General features: G+C 69.1%; 20 protein-coding genes. 11 read left to right on the forward strand and 9 right to left on the reverse strand.

The features are described from left to right. Positions 1-53 precede the first annotated feature (53 nt). Together ACWEQQ_RS27290 and ACWEQQ_RS27295 are read left to right on the forward strand one after the other, a co-directional pair. The gene (locus ACWEQQ_RS27290) at positions 54-1,031 is read left to right on the forward strand and encodes a COX15/CtaA family protein (protein WP_452350237.1); all 978 of its coding nucleotides are present in this window, start codon (positions 54-56) and stop codon (positions 1,029-1,031) included. Positions 1,032-1,391: 360 nt separating this feature from the next. After that, complete coding sequence (locus ACWEQQ_RS27295; RefSeq protein WP_452350238.1) at positions 1,392-2,543, forward strand: serine hydrolase domain-containing protein; 1,152 nt, start codon at positions 1,392-1,394, stop codon at positions 2,541-2,543. Between the two features lie 116 nt (positions 2,544-2,659). On the opposite strand, the gene ACWEQQ_RS27300 is transcribed toward ACWEQQ_RS27295, so the two are convergent. Beyond that, a complete protein-coding gene (locus ACWEQQ_RS27300; RefSeq protein WP_452350239.1) occupies positions 2,660-3,208 on the reverse strand; it encodes a TetR/AcrR family transcriptional regulator in 549 nt (182 codons plus the stop codon). Positions 3,209-3,382: 174 nt separating this feature from the next. Here ACWEQQ_RS27300 and ACWEQQ_RS27305 point away from each other — a divergent pair, with 174 nt between their 5' ends. The 4 genes from ACWEQQ_RS27305 (at position 3,383) to ACWEQQ_RS27320 (ending at position 6,801) form a co-directional block, all read left to right on the forward strand. Further along, positions 3,383-4,198 carry an alpha/beta fold hydrolase gene (locus ACWEQQ_RS27305; RefSeq protein WP_452350240.1) on the forward strand — a complete coding sequence of 272 codons (816 nt, stop codon included), beginning with the start codon at positions 3,383-3,385 and terminating at the stop codon, positions 4,196-4,198. A 483-nt stretch (positions 4,199-4,681) separates the two neighbouring features. Beyond that, positions 4,682-5,647: a DUF1152 domain-containing protein gene (locus ACWEQQ_RS27310; protein ID WP_452350241.1), complete on the forward strand. Its 966-nt coding sequence runs from the start codon at positions 4,682-4,684 to the stop codon at positions 5,645-5,647. Between the two features lie 44 nt (positions 5,648-5,691). Next, positions 5,692-6,270 (forward strand): hypothetical protein, encoded by a 579-nt coding sequence (locus tag ACWEQQ_RS27315; RefSeq protein ID WP_452350242.1) that lies wholly within the window; start codon positions 5,692-5,694, stop codon positions 6,268-6,270. Positions 6,271-6,414: 144 nt separating this feature from the next. Continuing rightward, positions 6,415-6,801 (forward strand): hypothetical protein, encoded by a 387-nt coding sequence (locus ACWEQQ_RS27320; protein ID WP_452343135.1) that lies wholly within the window; start codon positions 6,415-6,417, stop codon positions 6,799-6,801. A 6-nt stretch (positions 6,802-6,807) separates the two neighbouring features. Here the strand turns inward: ACWEQQ_RS27320 and ACWEQQ_RS27325 are convergent, their stop codons facing one another. After that, entirely contained in the window at positions 6,808-7,680 is an 873-nt protein-coding gene (locus tag ACWEQQ_RS27325; protein WP_452350243.1) for a class I SAM-dependent methyltransferase, read from the reverse strand. A 7-nt stretch (positions 7,681-7,687) separates the two neighbouring features. Then, a complete protein-coding gene (locus ACWEQQ_RS27330; protein ID WP_452343137.1) occupies positions 7,688-8,212 on the reverse strand; it encodes a cupin domain-containing protein in 525 nt (174 codons plus the stop codon). A gap of 170 nt (positions 8,213-8,382) precedes the next feature. Between ACWEQQ_RS27330 and ACWEQQ_RS27335 the strand changes: the two genes are divergently transcribed. Next, positions 8,383-9,291 carry a sigma-70 family RNA polymerase sigma factor gene (locus ACWEQQ_RS27335; protein ID WP_452350244.1) on the forward strand — a complete coding sequence of 303 codons (909 nt, stop codon included), beginning with the start codon at positions 8,383-8,385 and terminating at the stop codon, positions 9,289-9,291. A 171-nt stretch (positions 9,292-9,462) separates the two neighbouring features. On the opposite strand, the gene ACWEQQ_RS27340 is transcribed toward ACWEQQ_RS27335, so the two are convergent. Continuing rightward, positions 9,463-10,311 carry a class I SAM-dependent methyltransferase gene (locus ACWEQQ_RS27340; RefSeq protein WP_452350245.1) on the reverse strand — a complete coding sequence of 283 codons (849 nt, stop codon included), beginning with the start codon at positions 10,309-10,311 and terminating at the stop codon, positions 9,463-9,465. A gap of 71 nt (positions 10,312-10,382) precedes the next feature. Between ACWEQQ_RS27340 and ACWEQQ_RS27345 the strand changes: the two genes are divergently transcribed. Both ACWEQQ_RS27345 and ACWEQQ_RS27350 read left to right on the forward strand, forming a co-directional pair. Continuing rightward, positions 10,383-10,973, forward strand: coding sequence for a TetR/AcrR family transcriptional regulator (locus ACWEQQ_RS27345; protein ID WP_379387214.1), 591 nt, complete (start codon positions 10,383-10,385; stop codon positions 10,971-10,973). A gap of 139 nt (positions 10,974-11,112) precedes the next feature. Then, positions 11,113-11,484: a limonene-1,2-epoxide hydrolase family protein gene (locus tag ACWEQQ_RS27350; protein ID WP_452350305.1), complete on the forward strand. Its 372-nt coding sequence runs from the start codon at positions 11,113-11,115 to the stop codon at positions 11,482-11,484. A gap of 3 nt (positions 11,485-11,487) precedes the next feature. Here ACWEQQ_RS27350 and nagB read toward each other — a convergent pair whose 3' ends face one another. The 5 genes from nagB to ACWEQQ_RS27375 are packed head-to-tail and all read right to left on the reverse strand — an operon-like array spanning position 11,488 to position 16,609. Further along, positions 11,488-12,270: a glucosamine-6-phosphate deaminase gene (gene nagB / locus ACWEQQ_RS27355; RefSeq protein WP_452343141.1), complete on the reverse strand. Its 783-nt coding sequence runs from the start codon at positions 12,268-12,270 to the stop codon at positions 11,488-11,490. Continuing rightward, positions 12,258-13,424 (reverse strand): N-acetylglucosamine-6-phosphate deacetylase, encoded by a 1,167-nt coding sequence (locus tag ACWEQQ_RS27360; protein ID WP_452350246.1) that lies wholly within the window; start codon positions 13,422-13,424, stop codon positions 12,258-12,260. The genes nagB and ACWEQQ_RS27360 overlap by 13 nt, the downstream gene beginning before the upstream one ends. Further along, positions 13,421-15,076, reverse strand: a complete 1,656-nt coding sequence (ptsP, locus tag ACWEQQ_RS27365; protein ID WP_452350247.1) for a phosphoenolpyruvate--protein phosphotransferase — start codon at positions 15,074-15,076, stop codon at positions 13,421-13,423. The genes ACWEQQ_RS27360 and ptsP overlap by 4 nt, the downstream gene beginning before the upstream one ends. After that, positions 15,066-15,329 carry an HPr family phosphocarrier protein gene (locus tag ACWEQQ_RS27370; protein ID WP_364612775.1) on the reverse strand — a complete coding sequence of 88 codons (264 nt, stop codon included), beginning with the start codon at positions 15,327-15,329 and terminating at the stop codon, positions 15,066-15,068. The genes ptsP and ACWEQQ_RS27370 overlap by 11 nt, the downstream gene beginning before the upstream one ends. Continuing rightward, on the reverse strand, positions 15,326-16,609 hold the full coding sequence (locus ACWEQQ_RS27375; RefSeq protein WP_452343144.1) for a PTS transporter subunit EIIC: 1,284 nt from the start codon (positions 16,607-16,609) through the stop codon (positions 15,326-15,328). The genes ACWEQQ_RS27370 and ACWEQQ_RS27375 overlap by 4 nt, the downstream gene beginning before the upstream one ends. A 123-nt stretch (positions 16,610-16,732) precedes the next feature. Here ACWEQQ_RS27375 and ACWEQQ_RS27380 point away from each other — a divergent pair, with 123 nt between their 5' ends. Continuing rightward, positions 16,733-16,963 (forward strand): glucose PTS transporter subunit EIIB, encoded by a 231-nt coding sequence (locus tag ACWEQQ_RS27380; RefSeq protein ID WP_452343145.1) that lies wholly within the window; start codon positions 16,733-16,735, stop codon positions 16,961-16,963. A 5-nt stretch (positions 16,964-16,968) separates the two neighbouring features. After that, the gene (locus ACWEQQ_RS27385; protein ID WP_452343146.1) at positions 16,969-17,418 is read left to right on the forward strand and encodes a PTS sugar transporter subunit IIA; all 450 of its coding nucleotides are present in this window, start codon (positions 16,969-16,971) and stop codon (positions 17,416-17,418) included. Positions 17,419-17,473: the final 55 nt, after the last annotated feature.

The following is a 17,473-nucleotide window of genomic DNA, read 5'->3' on the forward strand; positions in this document are numbered from 1 at the left end:
CGCTGTAGTAGGGCCGGTGACGGGGCTAAATGCGGCCCCGCTACCATCGGTGCGTGCTGTCTCGCGCCTTCCAGCGACTTGCCGACCTGTTCCCGATGCCTTCCCTGCGGGTACAGCGACTCCTCGCCTTCCTGGTCATCCTGTCCCAGGCCGGAATCTCGGTGACCGGCGCGGTCGTCCGCGTCACCGCCTCGGGCCTGGGCTGCCCCACCTGGCCGCAGTGCTTCCCCGGCAGCTTCGTGCCGACCGCGGTGGCCGAGGTGCCGGTGCTGCACCAGGTGGTCGAATTCAGCAACCGCATGCTCACCTTCGTGGTGTCGCTGGCCGCGGCGGCCATCGTGCTCGCGGTCACCCGGGCGCGGCGGCGGCGCGAAGTCCAGGTGTACGCGTGGCTGATGCCCGGCGGCACCGTGCTGCAGGCGGTGATCGGCGGTATCACCGTGCGCACCGGGCTGCTGTGGTGGACGGTCGCGGTGCACCTGCTGGCGTCCATGCTGATGGTGTGGCTGGCGACGCTGCTGTGGGCCAAGGTCGGGGAACCCGACGAAGGCATCGACACGGTTCAGGTTCCCAAGCCGCTGCGGCTGCTGACGGCCCTGTCCGGTCTGGCCCTCACCGGAACGCTGATCGCGGGCACCCTGGTCACCGGCGCGGGTCCGCACGCGGGTGACAAGAGCGTCGAGAAGCCGGTCGAACGCCTGCAGGTCGAGATCGTCACCCTGGTCCACCTGCACGCCGAACTCCTGGTCGCCTACCTGGCCCTGCTCGTCGGCCTCGCCTGCGGCCTGGCCGCGGTCGGCATGAACAAGACCATCCGCAACCGCCTCGTCCTGGTGATCGCCCTGGTCTGCTCCCAGGCCCTGGTCGGCATCGTCCAGTACTTCACCCACGTGCCCGCCGCCCTGGTCGCCGTCCACGTCGGCGGCGCCGCCGCCTGCACCGCCGCCACGGCCGCCCTCTGGGCCGCCATGCGCACCCGCGAAACCCTCCCCACCTCGGCTCCGGCGCCCGTGGACAAGGCCGCTGCCTGAATCGGTCGGCGGCTCCGCACCGCCGTCGACCGCACCGGGCAGGATGTCCTGCGTGCCCGAGCTACTCGACGACGCCCACCTGGCGCCGATGCCCACGCCGGCCCGAACTACACCGGCCAGGACGCCGTCGCCTCTCATTACCGGCTCTGACGGTGATCTCGCTCCCCGGAGCACGGGACAGCGGGTTTTCCCTGACCAGCGCTACGCCTCAGGGATGAGCTCGGGTGAGCGCTGCGGGTGATGCCCGGATCGCAGCTTGGAGCTACCATCCGGTTATTGACCTCCGCGAGGCGCGAACCCGGCTGCACAGCAGCGCATTCCGGCCGAGCGCTCGCGGCCACTACGCCAGAAGGAGACCATATGAGGCTCGTTCGCCGGATCGCCGCTGCGGTCGCGGTCGCCGGAGTGGTCTGCGCGGTGGGGGCCTGCGGTGATGATGCGGCGCGACAGCCGGAAGGGCCGCTGTCGGCCGCTGCGCGTACGGAGGTCGGGCGCGCCCTGGACGCTGCCGTGGCGGCGGGAGTTCCCGGGCTACAGGTGGTCGTGACCGAGCACGACCGCGAGTGGAGTGCGACCTCGGGTGTCGGTGACGTCGCTACCGGCGCCACCTTTCCGCAGGGCGCGCATGTGCGCGTCGGCAGCAATACCAAGACGTTCGTCGCGACCGTCATGATGCAGCTCGTCGAGGAGGGTGCGGTGGATGTGGGCGCACCTGTCGAGCGCTATCTGCCCGGCGTCGTCCAGGGCGCGGGCATCGACGGCAACCGGATCACGGTCCGGAATCTCATGCAGCACACCAGCGGTCTGCCCGAGTATCTGGAACTGCCCGAGCTGCAGGGTGATTCGCCCGATCTGCTGACCATGCACTTCGACTCGGCGGACCTGGTCCGTCGTGCCATGACCCTGCCCGCGCGCTTCGAGCCGGGCGCGAAAGCCGAATACAGCAATACCAACTACCTTATCGTCGGCATGATCGTGGAACGCGTGACCGGGCACCCGGTGGGCGAGGAAGTCACGCACCGCGTCATCGACAGGCTGGGGCTGCGCGACACCTACTTCCCGGCCGCCGGCGACACCGACCTCCGCAGTCCCCATCCGCAGGGCTACGAGGCGGTCGACGGGAAGCCGACCGATGTCACCCGCTTCGATCCGTCCTGGGCGGGCAGTGCCGGCGCGCTGATCTCCACCGGCTCCGACGCGAATCGGTTCTTCAGTGCGCTCCTCACCGGGAACCTGCTGCCCCCGGCCCAGGTGGCCGCCATGCGCAGCGATCCGAAACCGCTGACCAACCGCCCGGGTTACTCGTACGGCCTCGGATTGACCACCACCACCGCACCGTGTGGCATCCAGGTGTGGGGGCACGGCGGTTCCATCCCCGGCTTCCGAACCTTCAATGCCGTCACCCCGGACGGCCGCGCGGTCACCCTCATCGCCAATCTCCGGCCCTCGGATCCCACCGTCACCGCTGCCCTCCAGACGGCGTTCGACACCGCGCTCTGCGCAGCCGACTGAGTTCCGAGCCGATCGGCCCGCGCCGCACAGCGCCAGAGCTGCACTCAGGATTGCAGAGAGTTTGCTATTGCGGGGCGGACTACCGCGGCGAGGGCGAGACCGGGGCCGGGCGGGGCTCAGGCGGGGAGGAACTGCCACAGGGCGTTTCGCACCGACCCCTGCTCATGACCGGCCTGCAATTCCAGCAGGGCGGCTTCGGCGACCAAGCCGACCCACAATCGGGCGCCTGCCTCCGGGTGCGGCCAGCCCAGGATCTTGAAATCGGGTTCGATCAGCGCGGCGTTGTGGGTGTTGCGAGCCGTCACCTCGTCCACGATCAGGGGTTCGGCTCGGGCTTCGAGGAGCAGGGCCTTGACGCCGCGGTCGCGCAGACAGGCGTCGAGGTAGGCGGTGGCTCCGGCCAGGAGACGGTCCCGGCCCGGGGCGAGCCCGGAGGTGGCGGAGTCGATCACGGCCTGCAGGCGCTCGTGGAATTCGCGATGCAGGGCCAGCAGGTAGTTGGCGCGGGTGCCGAAATGATGGAAGAACGTGCCTTTCGAGACGCCGAGCTCGGCCACCAGGACGTTCACGCTGACACCGCCGAGTCCCAGCCGCTCGGCCAGCAGCAGGCCGCTGTCGACGAGCGCGGCGCGAGTGCGCGCGGCGGAATCCTCCCGCAGATTCATCAGATTCAACCCTCACCGGGGGCTGTGCCGGCTCACCCGGTGTTGCGCGACAGGCGATTCGGCGTCCCCCTTGCGTGTGTTTGGGACCGATTGTATGGTCACATCATACTTGACCGACCGACTGGTCAGTGAACGACCGTTCGGTCACCACAATCGAATGAAGGGTTGTTGCGTATGCACATCATGCGCACGTCGGCCGGACGACTGGCCTACGAAGACATCGGCACGGGGCCCACCGTGGTCCTGCTGCACGCCACCCTGCACGACCACCACGACTTCGATCCGATCCTCCCGGCATTGGCCGCGGAGCATCGGGTGATCGCCATCGATTGGCCGGGACACGGTGCGTCCGAACCGAATTCGACCATCACCGCCGCCGCGATCGCCGACACGCTCGCCGAGGTGGTCACAACACTCGAGCTGGAACCCGCGGTGTTCATCGGCAGTTCGGTCGGCGGATTCGCGGCCGCTCGCCTGGCGCTGGAACAACCCGCGCGCGTCGCCGGGCTCGTCCTCGTCAATACCGGCGGCTTCGTCCGGCAGACGCCGCTGACCCGGGCCTACTGCAACTTCTACGGCTCTCACCTGATGGCCCGCCGCTGGCTCCCGCACAGCATCCGCAACTACATGAAACCCGTGACCCCGCACGACGACGCCGTCGTAGAGCGCGCGATCCGCGTGGCGAGCACCGATATCGGCCGTGCCACCTACTCCGCCCTGTGGCACAGCTTCAACGATCCCCGCTACGACCTCACCGGCCGCGCAACCGAAATCGCGGCACCGACCCTGATCGTATGGGGCCGCCGCGACCCGGTCCTTCCCCTCCGCTACGGCAGGAAAGCCCACGCCCTGATCACCGGCTCCGAGCTCCAGGTCCTCCCCACCGGCCACCTGCCCTTCTCCTCCGCCCCCGAGCAGTTCCTGGACGTCGTCCGCCCATTCATCGAATCCGCATACGCGACACCGGGAGCCAGCCCGTCGACGAAATGAAGTGCGGCACCCATCAAGATCAGGGAGCGCTCAGCGCGGAGTTTTGTCCGGAGTGCCACGGTGGGAGCTCCCTGATCTTGCCGGTGCGCTCTGTCAGTCGCCGATGATGAGAGTCGCGGATACGGCGGGCGGGGAGAGTTCGCGGCGTGCGGAGTGGATCAAGCCTTCGAAGGCGCTGTGCGCGCCTGGAGTCGCGCTGTTGCCCAGTGGAGACAGTGAAGTGGCGATTCTGGGCGTCCGCGGCAAGTTCAGTGAGGGCGCTGTCGAGTTCGGAGGCTGCTGCGACCGCCTCGGCGGCCCGTAAGAACGCCTGCAACCGCAGCCAAATCGCCGGTGTCATCGATCTCCCCGTTTCGAATCCGTCGTCGGCATACGAGCCGACGGGTGAGCAGCGGAGTCGCACAGTCGAATTCGGGTACGGCGGTCGACTGATCCGCCCGCGAGATCGGGCGCGGACGGCGGAAGTACTGAATACTTCGACGGATGGGTGCGCTCTCGCTGTTCGACACACCGGCACTGCATCGACTGCGGGATTGCGAGCGGGTCCTGGTCGCTGGAGCTGGGGGCGGGTTCGACGTGCTCAGTGGCCTGCCGGTGGCGTTCGCGCTGCAGGAGCAGGGCAAGTCGGTGGTGCTGGCGAATCTCACGTTCACACCGGTCACGCGGACCACGGCCCGGCAGGTCGCGCCCGGGCTGTTCGAAATCGATGCGGAAACCGAGGGTGCGGACGCGTACTTTCCGGAGAAGCACCTCGCGATGTGGTTGCGCGACCACGGATTTCCGGATCGGGTGTTCCTGATTCGCAAGGGTGGGCCCGCCGATGTCCAGACGGCCTACGCATGGTTGGCTCGCGAGCTTCGACTGGACGGGCTGGTGTTGGTCGATGGGGGTACGGATCTCCTGATGACCGGCGATGAGGCCGGATTGGGTACACCGGTCGAGGATGTGACCAGCCTGTTGGCGGCGCAGGCGCTCGACCTGCCCGTCAAGCTGGCCATATGTGTCGGGTTCGGCGTCGATGCCCACCACGGCGTCTGCCACGCGCATTTCCTGGAAAACGTTGCCGCACTTGCCGGACTCGGCGCGTATCACGGCGTCTTCGCTCTCACACCAGGCATCGCGGCCGTCGATGCCTGGCTGGCGGCCGTCGACTGGGTTCAGCAGCACACCCCTGGCAAGGAGAGCATCGTCTGCGCGTCGATCACCGACGCCGCCCGCGGCGAATTCGGTGATCACCACTCCCTGGCCCGCACCCGCGCCCAAAGCGCCGAACTCTTCATCAACCCCCTCATGTCGATGGTCTGGGGATTCGACCTGGACACCGTTGCCGAGCGAGTGCTCTACCGCGACGACATCGCGCACGCCACAACACCATTCGAAGTCGCCGCGGCAATCGAAGCATTCCGCGACCGCACACCCCTCCGGCCCCGCCGAACAATCCCCGTCTGACGATCGACATCCCGGTTCACCAGAACAGCCGATCGGTCGAAGCCGTGGCCGTGCCGTTCGGTGTCACAGAAGTGCAGGATCAGGTTCTGCTGCCACGGTGTGCGGGCCGGCGCGGAGCCGGCCAGCGCCAGCACATCGCAGAACACATCGGTGCCGGCATTGCTCATGTAGACATCCGCGCCCGCGCGGTGCGCCGGCGGCTGCGGTCACCTCGGGCGTTGGTGTGGGCCCGGGCGCATGCCGGCCTGGACGGCTCGATCGGTAGCGCAGCGCTGTCACTGCTCACAGACATCGGCGAAAAGTCAGATGCGCCAAGGTTGTTCGATCATCTGGAGGCCGCCCATGGCGGCGGCAACGACTACATCTATGACCAGTGCAGTCTGGTCGATGCTCTGACCCGGCTCGACCATGTGCCCGCTGTCCCTGTCGCCGAGGCGATCTTCGACTCCACTGTCCACTCCTATCTCAGGATCCGGTGTGCCGAGGCGCTGAGCCGCCTCTCGACCGAATTCCGCGCGGCCGGGCCGTCGAATGTCTCACGGATTGTGAAGAACAGATTCGCGCGATCGCGATTGGGCACGTCGATATCTCGGTGCGCGCGGTGCGGGAACGGCTGGGTCTGATCGCTGCGGATCCGATGGAAGGGGACGACAACCGCCTCGCCGCGGCGACAAGGATTTCATAAGAGACCCGCTGGGTGCGGTGGATAACTTCGTCTCATCCAATCAGCCATTCGGGCGGTGGAATTCACACGGAGGTCAGGCATCATGTGGAACGTTCCCAACGGCGGGCGTGGTCTGGTGGCGAAGGCAGCGGCACCGGTGGCCGCGGCCGCGGTCGGGGTGGCGGCCATCGTGCTGGCCGCGGCACCGGCCCAGGCTCAGGCCAATCATCCGAATTCGTGCATCGTGGTGCAGAACCACGCCGGCCGCACCACCACGGTCACCATGAACTACCCGGCGGGCTACAACGGGTCCTGGACGATCTACCCGAACGACCTGAGCCTGCTGCTGTACAACGGTGAGCCGGTGCAGTCGCCGACGGGTGATTTCAACATCCAGAAGGACTCGGACCTGCAGACGGTGTGGAACTACGACCCCAACCGCGACACCAACCGCGGCTGCAACGGCTCCTGGGTCGTCACCCTGAACTGACCAGGGTCAGCGCCGATCGGCGATGACGATATGACCGTCGGCGCGGACCGAGGTGCGTTTGCCCTCGATTCCCGCCTCGACCGCGACCGATTGCAGGTCGCGGTCGGCGGTGACGGAGAAGCCGTGCTCGGCCAGCAATGCGGCCATCGCCGCGGGGGTCCAGCTCGAACGCTGCGGTTCACCGGCCATGGGATTGGTGCGGCCGGAGACGGACAGCAACAGCTCCATGGCCTTGCGGCCGTAGTGGTACACCCGATTGGGGGTCGGGTAGGTGATGATCAAGCGGCTGCCGGGGGCACTGCGCTTCGCCACCTCGATGACGGTCTCGGCGACCTCGGCGGACGTCAGGTAGGGGACGACGCCCTCCCAGATCCAGGTGGTGGGCCGGGTCTCGTCGTGGCCGGCGGTGGTGAGGGCGGCGCCGAGGGAGTCCTTACCGAAATCGACCGGGACGAAACGGACGTCAGCCAGCGCTTCCCGCTCCCCGAGCCGTTCCCGCTTCTCGGCCTGCGACGCCGGATGATCCACCTCGAACACGGCGACTCCCGCCAGTTCGGGCATGCGCCAGGCACGCGCGTCCAGCCCCGCGCCGAGAATCACCAGCTGCGGATGCACACTCTCGCGCACCGCATCATCGATGGCGACCGTGCGGGCCGCCAGCACTTCCGAAGTGGCGGAAAGCAATTCGTACTCCATCCGCGCGCCGAACCCCTTCGGCACCGCGCCCGCGCGCACGAGATCGACCAGTTCACGTTCGCCGTCGACCAATAGTTCGACCGCGACCGGGTCGGAGAACCGCCCGACGCCCATCCGCCCGTCCGCCACGGCGCGGCCCTGGCAGACCAGGACCGCTGTCCGACTCGCTGCACGCTCGGTCACCGGTTCATTATCGGCGCTGCGGCCATGGTTCGCCCGCCGCCGGGTCGATCCGGGATTCGCGCCAGAGCGGGCTGTCGACGAAGTGATTGTCGAAACGCTCCTGGGTGCGCAGGATTTCGAGCGGATCGCCGTCGCCGCGGCGGAGCCGCTCACCCATCCGGAAATATTCGAAGCGTTCGATGCCGGGCGTGAACACGATCAACACGTCGGCCGCCGAATCGGCGGGGGCGGCCCAGGCATGCACCATGGCGGGCGGAACCAGCAGGAAATCCCCCTCGCCCATGGTGAGGATCTCCTCCCCGGCCAGGACCCGCAGCGTGCCACCCAGCAGGAAGAACAGTTCCGCGGATGTGGTGTGGAAGTGCGGCGGCGGGCCGTCGGTGCCGGCGGGCAGGACCGCGCGGTTGGCGCTGAGCTTTCCGCCGGTCATATCGTGGTCGGCATACAGGTGCACGCCCAGGCCCGGCAGCTGTTCGGCCTCGCCGGCCCGGATGAACAGGGCGCGGTCCGCGCCGGAGGGTGTGGTGGTCATGGTCGGTCTCCTCGGCCCCGGGGACCCTCCCCGGACGACAACACAGAGGCACGGTGACCGCGAACTGTGACATGGGCGCGGGTTTCGGTGACACGGAACACGATCCGGGCCACCATGTCACAGTTTCCGGGCCGCCCGGCTCTTCGGTGGCGAGAGAAGGGAGATGAATCATGACGGCACAGCCACCGCACGCGGCCTCCGACGAGGTCACCGCGCGCTTTCTCGACTACCGCGAACTGCTGTTCGCGGTCGGATACAACATGCTCGGCAGCGTCGCCGATACCGAAGACGTGCTCCAGGAAGCCTGGCTGGCGTGGGCGGCGCGGCACCGGGACCCCGCCGCGGCACCGGTCGACAATGCCCGCGCCTACCTGGTCCGAGTGGTCGCCAATCACGCCCTGGCGCGGCGCACCGAGATCGGCAAACGACGCGAAACCTATGTCGGCCCTTGGCTTCCCGAACCGCTGGTCACCACCGAGGACGAGGTGTCCGGCGTCGTGGAACGCAAGGAATCGCTGTCCATGGCGGTCCTCGTGGTCCTGGAAACCCTGTCCCCGCTGGAGCGCGCGGTCTTCGTCCTGCACGATGTGTTCGGCTTCGGCCACCCCGAGATCGCGGCCATGCTCGACCGTTCCCCCACCGCGGTCCGCCAGCTCGCCACCCGCGCCCGCAAGCACATCCACGAGCGCCGGCCTCGCCGGCGAGATCAGCACTTCCCGGCCGGGCTGAGCGAGCGCCTGGCCGAGGCAACCCTGCGCGGTGACCTCGCCACCATGCTCGAGGTCCTCGCCCCCGATGTCACCCTGTGGACCGACAGCGGCGGCGCGGGGCGGGCCCAGAGCCTGGAACCCGTCCACGGCCGCGACCGGGTCGCCGCGGTCTTCATGGCGGTGGCCGCCGACCTCCCCGCCGGGCACCTAGCCATTCGCTACCGCTGGGTGGCCGAAGACCCCTGCGTCCTGGTGTTCTCCGACGAGAGCCCCTTGGCGGCCGTCGTCGTCGACCTGGACCCGACCGGTACCCGAATCCAGACGATCTACTCGATCACCAACCCGCACAAGCTATCCCGGATCACCTGATGGGCACGCCGGACAGCCACCGCAGCGGGGGCACGCAGACGGGCACGATGAGCATGGACCCGGCAATGCGGGCACTCCCGGACGCAGGCCGGAGGGTCGCGGGGCACAGCCGAGCACGTGACCGGACTGCGTCGAGCTGCTCGATCACGAACCCGCGCAGGCTTTTCCGGATCAGCTCGGTGCGGTCGGGGCGGATCGGCCGGGTCGCAGTGCGGCTGTCACGACGACCGTGGCGTAGGAGGCGGTGAAGGTGCCGCCGAGAGCATCGATGGCCGCGCCGATGCCGTCGAGGACGGCGGTGAGGGTGTCGGGTGGGGCCTGGGTGAGGGTGCCGTGGGTGGGGATCTGGTCGAGCCATTCGTCGCGGGTGTAGGTGTGGCGCCAATCGAACTGCCACTGCTCGGGGTCGGTGAAGGCTCCGGATTCGCGGATTCCCTTGGCCACCGTGTCGAGTATCGGCTGGTAGATCTCGAGGGCGGGGCGGTCCGCGACCCGCGCGACGGGTGTGTCCGGCAGCAGGCGGCGATAGACCGCGGCAAAGGCGGCCGCCGCGTCGGGCGGCAGCTGGGCGAGAGGCCAGAAAGCGGCGAGCCGGCCGCCGGGGCGCAGGATCTGCGCCGCCCGGGCCGTGCCCCGCACCGGATCGACCCAGTGCCACGCGGTTCCGGCGATCACCGTGTCGAAGGTGCGGCCGGCCGGATCCCACTCCTCGAAGGTGCCGACCTCCACGTCGACGCCGGTTTCGCGAGCGAAATCGGCCATGCGGGCGTCGGGTTCGACGCCGAGCACCGAGCATCCGGCATCGCGGAACTGTCTGGTCGCAATGCCGGTTCCGCAGCCGACGTCGAGGACGTCCTTGCCGGGGCTTGCCGCGAGGATGCGCTCGATCATGGCGGCCGGATACGCCGGGCGGGTGCGGTCATAGCGGGCGGCGTCGATGCCGAACGACTCCGCGATGTGCCGGGCTCGATGGGGGCTCTGGTCTGCGGGTTCGGGGCCAGAGGGCGGTAGAGTGACCATGTGCCCACTCTAAGTGGGCGCTTGCCCACTCCGCAAATGGATTGGGTCCGGCGACATGAAAGGAGTGCGGGGTGCCCACCGGGGTGGCCATTCGGGATGCACGGGAGCAGTTGTTCGACGCGGCCGAGCGGATTCTGTTGCGAGACGGGCCGAGCGGGCTGACGAGCCGGTCGGTCACCGCCGAGGCCGGGTGCGCGAAAGGCGTGCTACACCGGCATTTCGCCGACTTCGACGGGTTCCTCGCCGAGCTGGTCGAGGACCGGATCGTCCGGGTGGAGCGGCTCGGCGCCGCACTGCGCGACCGAGCCGGGGAGGCCACGGTGCCGGGTAACCTCACCGAGGCACTGACCGCGGTGTTCGAGACGGTGGCGGTGGCCATCGTCAGCCTGGTCACCTATCGGGACGAGCTGCGCGCCCGGCTGCGACAGCGCCGGCCGGTCGGTGTCCCCGTCCTGACCGAGGCCACCGAGCTGATCGCCGGATACCTCGCCGCCGAGGTCGACACCGGCCGCCTCGCGGCCACTTGCGACACCGATCTACTCGCTCGCACGCTGATCGGATCGGGACACCTGCTCTTCGCCGACCGCACCGCGGCCCGGCCCGAGACCGAGGCCGTGCACGCCATGGTGACCGCGATCCTGGGTGGCGCGCTGACGTCCTGAAACACCGAGACGCGGACGGGTGAAAGTCTCACTGCGAGACCACCCTTGACACCGTCGGGGCCGCCGGGAAATTTGACCCTGCAGTTCAGGTCACCCGCACGAAAGGTCTCCCACCGCAGTGAGCATCGACCACACGACCCTGTCCCCCGCCGAGGTCGTCACCGCACTGTGCGCCGAATGGCGCACCGGCACACCGGAATCCATCGCCGAGTTCTTCACCGAGGACGCCGGCTACCACAACATTCCGATGCAGCCGTTCGTCGGCAAGGCCGCGATCCTCGAGTTCCTGCGCGGCTTCATCGGCGCGTTCGGCGGCATCGACTTCACCATCCACCACCAGGCCGTCACCGGTACTGTCGTGCTCAACGAGCGCACCGACCGGTTCACCCTCGGCGACAACCACATCGAGCTGCCGGTGACCGGCGTGTTCGAGGTCCGCGACGGCCGGATCGCCGCGTGGCGCGACTACTTCGACATGGCCCCGTTCACCGCCCTGCAGCAGGGCGCGTAGGGTTCAGAAGCTCTGCCAGGAGGGCTTGTTCGCCACCGCGAACCGGTAGTAGTCGGCGGCCTTCAGGCGCGCCGCCGCGTCCGGGTCCACGATGACCGTGACGTGCGGGTGCATCTGCAGGATCGACGCCGGGCAGAACGCGGAGAGCGGGCCCTCCACCGCGGCGGCGACCGCCTCGGCCTTGCCCGCGCCGGTGGCGATCATGAGCAGATGGCCGGCGTCGCCGATGGTTCCGAGGCCCTGGGTGAGGACGTGGGTGGGCACCTGCGCCAGGTCGTCGTCGAAGAAGCGGGCATTGTCCTCGCGGGTCGTCGGGGTCAGGGTCTTGACCCGGGTGCGCGAGCGCAGCGAGGAGCCCGGCTCGTTGAAGCCGATGTGCCCGTTCGCGCCGATGCCCAGGATCTGCACGGCGATGGGCCCGTTCTCGGCGATGGCGTGTTCGTAGGCGGCCGCGGCCGCCGGGATGTCGGCGGCATTGCCGTCGGGGCTGTGGACGTCGGTGTCGGCGAAGTCGACGTGCGCGGTGAACTCGTCACGGATGAATCGCCGGTAGGACTGCGGATGTCCCGGCGGCAGGCCGATGTACTCGTCGAGCAGGAACGCCTGCACGCCCGCGAAACTCAGGCCCTCCTCGCGATACTGCCGGATGAGCTCCCGGTAGGCGCCCAGCGGTGAGGAGCCCGTGGCCAGCCCGATGGCGCGGGCGCCCCGGCGCACGTGGTCGGCCATGATGCGGCCGGCCAGCACGCCGGCCTCGGCCGCGTTGTCGGTGATCACGAGTTCCATGGCGCTCCATCCTTGTACACGGTCACGGGGTTGAGGTGATGGTCTGCCACCAGGACGTCGGCGCGCATACCCGCAGCCAGCGCGCCGATGTCGTCGGCCATGCCGAGCAGGCGGGCCGGGGTGGCACACGCGGCGGTGGCCGCCGCGGTGAGCTCGACGCCCGCGTGGAAGACGGTGCGGCGCAGCACTTCCGCGGCGGTGGCGGTGCCGCCGGCGATGGCGCCCTCCCCATCCGGGTCATAGATGCGCGAGATGCCTTCCCGCACCACGACGTCCAGGCTGCCGAGCTGGTAGCGCCCGTCGGGTTGCCCGGCGGCGGCCATGGCGTCGGTGATGAGGGCCAGATTGTCGGGACCGATGGTGTCGAAGACCATGCGCACGGTGCCGTCGGCCAGGTGCACGCCGTCGCCGATGACCTCGGCCACCACATCCCCGCGTCCCGCCGCGGCCATGGCGGCGGTGAGGAAGTTGGCGTCGCGGTGCGCCAGCTCGGGCATGGCATTGAACAGGTGGGTGATGGACACCCGGCCGCCGCGGCGCATGGCGTGCACGGACTGCGCGTAGTCGGCGACGGTGTGTCCCAGGGAGAGAATCACATTCGCGTCGGCGAGCACGTCCGCGAGGGCGTCGAAGTTCGCCGTCTCCGGGGCCACGGTCACCGACACGACGCGGCCGCCCGCGTAGTCGAGAAGCCGCTCCAGCAATGCCGGATCACCGGCGATGATCCGATCGGGATCGTGGGCGCCGCGCCGCTGCTCGCTGATGAACGGGCCTTCGAGGTGGATGCCCGCCAGCAGGCCGTCGTCGATGGCCTTGCCGAGCACGTCGATACGGTCGCGCAGTTCGGCCTCGGTGGCGGAGACGAGGGAGGCGACCAGCGTGGTGGTGCCGCGGCGGCGATGGAAGTTCGCGGCAGCGGCCACGCCCTCGGGATCGGTTTCCGGGAAGCCGAATCCGCCGCCGCCGTGACAGTGCACGTCGATCAGCCCCGGCAGGATGAGCGGCGGCTCGTCCGGCAGGTCCGGCAGGTCACCGCCGAATCCCGTTGCCGGGCCCACATAGTCGAGGCGCGCCCCGTCGAACGACACCACCCCGTCGGCGAGCTCGCCCGCCTCGGTGAGGGTGACGACCCGGCCGCGCAGGGTGGTCGTCACGTATCTCGCCCCAATGCCCGGCGCGCGGCCTGGTGCGCGTCGTCGGCGGTGCGGGCCGACAGCACCGCCGCCGCCGCCGCTCTGCACTGCTCCAGGGTGACCTCGCCGAGCTGGGCCCGGACGCCCGCGATCGAGCGGGGCGCCATGGACAGCGTCTCGACGCCGAGACCCACCAGCACACAGGCGAATTCGGGATTCGACGCGGATTCGCCGCAGACGCCGACCTTGACGCCGCGCTTGCGCGCCCCGGTCACCGTCGTGGCGACGGTCGCGGCCAGCGCGGGCTGCCACGGATTGTGCAGCGCCGCCAGCGACGACGCCATGCGGTCCGCGCCGAACAGGTACTGCGACAGGTCGTTGGTACCGATGGAGAAGAAGTCCACCTCCGCGCCGAGCTGCTCCGAACACAGTGCGGCGGCGGGGATTTCGACCATGATGCCGCAGGTGCCGATCCCGGCGTCGCGGGCGCGGGCGGCGAAGTACCCCGCCTCCTCCGCGGTGGCGACCATCGGCGCCATCACCTGTACCGGCGTGCCGGTCTGCCTGGCCGCGGTGTCGATGGCCGTGAGCTGGTCGAGCAGCGTCCCCTCATCGACGCTGCTCAACCGCAGACCGCGCACGCCCAGCGCCGGGTTCTCCTCATCGGGCAGGCCGAGGAACGGCAGCGGTTTGTCGGATCCGGCATCGAGGGTGCGGACCGTGACGGGCCGGTCGCCCATGACTCGGAAGATCTCGGCGTACTGATCGGTCTGCTCGGCCACCGTCGGTGCCGATTTGCGGTCCAGGAAAAGGAATTCGGTCCGGAACAGGCCGACCCCCTCGGCGCCGAGTTCGACCGCCAGCCGCGCGTCGGCCACGGAGCCGACATTGGCCAGCAGCGGTACGGCGTGCCCGTCCGCGGTCCGGCCCGGACCGGTCGGCGCGGCCGCCCGCCGGGCGCGCAGCGCGAGCACTTCCTCGCGACGCGCCGCAGGCGGCTCGACCTCGACCACGCCGGCCGTGCCGTCCAGCACGACTTCGGTGTCGTCGGCGATCCCGGCCGCGTCCGGTGCGGCGACCACGGCCGGAATACCCAGCGCCTTGGCCAGAATGGCGGTGTGCGAGGTCGGCCCGCCCGCCACGGTCAGCAGCCCGATGACCCGCTCCGGGTCCAGCGTCGCGGTATCGGCGGGCGCCAGATCCTGCGCGGCGAGCACGAAAGGCGTTGCACTGTCCGGGATCCCGGGCGGATCCACCCCGAGCAGCTCGGCCACCACCCGCTGGCCCACATCGCGCAGATCCGAGGCCCGTTCGGCCATCATGCCGCCGAGCGCGGCCAGCTGCGCCCCGAAATGCGCCACCGCCTCGGTCACCGAGTGCGCGGTCGGCGTCCCGCCCCGGATCTCGGCGCGCACGTGATCCAGCAGTGCCGGATCCGCGGCCAGCGCCGAGGTCATGAACAGGATGTCCGCCGCCGGGCCCTGCGCGTCGAGGGCCTGCGCGGAATACCGGCCGGCGACCGTCTCGAAAGCGGCCTCCGCGCGGGCGATTTCGGCCTCGACGTCACTCCCGGGCGCGTCGTCCCGGCTGGTGACCGGCGCGGGCGCCAGCCACTTCACCGATCCGACGGCGATTCCGGGAGCGGCGGCGACACCGCGCACCTCACGCGTCAAGATCTGTCTCCAGCATCGCGACCAGCGTATCGAGGGCCGCGTCGGCGCCGTCCTCGGCGTGCAGGGTGACGGTGTCGCCCTGCTTGACGCCCAGGGTCATCACCTGCAGCAGGCTGTTGGCGGCGACGGGGTCCTTGTCGCCGACCGAGATCTGGACGGGGACACCGGCTTCCCCGGCGGCCTTGGCGAACAGGGCAGCAGGACGGGCGTGCAGTCCGGTCTCGGACGCGACTACGGCGGTGCGGGTGATCATGCTGCGATGTTCTCCTTCTCGAACTCGGTCTCGTCCGGTTCCCGGCCGGGTGTCGGCAGGTTCCAGCGCTTGATGATGAAGCTGAAGGTGACGTAGTACAGGGCCGCGTAGCCGAGTCCGATCGGGATCAGCAGCAGCGGATGGGTGGCCTTGCCGAAGTTCAGCAGATAGTCGATGGCACCGGCCGAGAAGGTGAACCCGTCGTGGATCCCGAGCGCATTGGTGAGCGCCAGCGAGGTACCGGTGAAGAACGCGTGGATCACCAGCAGCGGCCAGGCCACGAAGATGAACGAGAACTCCAGCGGCTCGGTGATGCCGGTCAGGAACGCGGTCAGACCGGTGGACAGCATGATGCCGCCGATCATCTTGCGGTGCTCGGGGCGGGCGTGGCGCCAGATGGCGATGGCCGCGGCGGGCAGGCCGAACATCATGATCGGGAAGAAGCCGGTCATGAAGGTGCCGGCCGAGGGGTCGCCGGCCAGGAAGCGCGGGATGTCGCCGTGTGCGCCGTGGTAGTCGCCGATGACGAACCAGACCACCGAGTTGATGATGTGGTGCAGGCCCAGCGGCAGCAGCATGCGGTTGGCGAAGCCGAAGATGCCGCCGCCCGCGACCGAGTTGTCGGCGACGGTGGTGCCCAGCCAGGTCAGCGCGGAATTGAAGGCGGGGTAGATGAACGACATCAGCACCCCGATCACGACGGCCGCGCACGCGGTCAGGATCGGCACCAGCCGGCGCCCGGAGAAGAAGCCCAGGTAGTCGGGTAGCTGGGTGCGGTGGAAGCGCTGCCACAGCGCGGCCGTGGTCAGGCCCATCACGATGCCGCCGAGGACGCCGAAGTTGACGAGCTGTGCGGCCGGGGCCTTTGCGACGTCGACGACCGGGCAGTTCCAGTGCGCCGCCCGGAACAGCCAGCCCAGGACCGGGCCGCAGCTGCCGTCCAGCACCACCGGTGACATGGCCTTGAGGACACCGGTGAAGGCGAGGTAGCCGACCACCGCCGCGAGCGCGGTGGAACCGTCGGCCTTCTTCGCCCAGCCGATGGCGATGCCGACCGCGAACAGCAGCGGCAGATTGTCGATGAGGGTGCCGCCCGCCCCGGCGAGCACGGCGGCGGCGGACCGCAGCGGCGAGAACCGGCCGAGCATGTCGTCCTGTCCTAGTCGGAGCAACAGTCCGGCAGCGGGTAGCGTGGCGATCGGCAGCATCAAGCTGCGGCCGAGCTTCTGCAGTCCGGATAAATCGAGCTTCTTGCGGGAGCTCTCGACGGCATCGGCCATGGATGGTCCTCAGTCTGTGAATGGAGTCACGCGTACTGTTCACGATCAGCTAGCGTCACTGGTTATAACCAGACATATACTGGTTATAACCAGCTTTGTCTACTCGACACGCACGGAGGAAAAATGTCGAAAGTGGATCAGATCATCGCCGGACTGGGTGGGGCTGACAACATTGTCGAGGTGGAAGGCTGCATCACCCGCCTGCGCTGCGAGGTGAAGGATGCGAACCTGGTCGACGAGAAGGCACTGAAGGCCGCCGGCGCCCACGGCGTTGTCAAGATGGGTGACGCGGTTCAGGTCGTGGTCGGGCCGAGCGCCGATGCCCTGGCCGAAGACATCAACGACATTATCTGACCGCCATGAGCACCGAGATTCTCGCACCGCTAGACGGCCGTGCCATGCCCCTGTCCGAAGTTCCCGATCCGGTCTTCTCGGCCGAGATGGTGGGCGCGGGCGTGGCCATCGAACCCCTCGACACCGATGCCGCCACCACCGTGGTCGCCCCCGTCACCGGATCGCTGGTGAAGCTGCACCCGCACGCCGCGGTCATCGTCACCGACGACGGCACCGGCGTGCTGCTGCACGTCGGCATCGACACCGTCGGCAAGCCGGATCTCTTCGAGGTGAAGGCCACCGAGGGCGATCGGATCGCCGCGGGTGATCCGCTGATCGTCTTCTCCCCCAACGCCGTTCGCCGCCTCGGCCTGAGCGCGGCCGTGCCGGTGGTGGTCATGGACAGCAGCCCGGGATCGGCGCGGGACGCACTTACCGGCGCGGTCACCACGGGCTCGGTGCTGTTCTCGATGTGAGACGGGAAAGACTCCGCACCAGGCCGGAAAAGAATTGAGCCGCTGCCCGATCGGG

This window comes from Nocardia sp. NPDC004123, assembly GCF_053603795.1.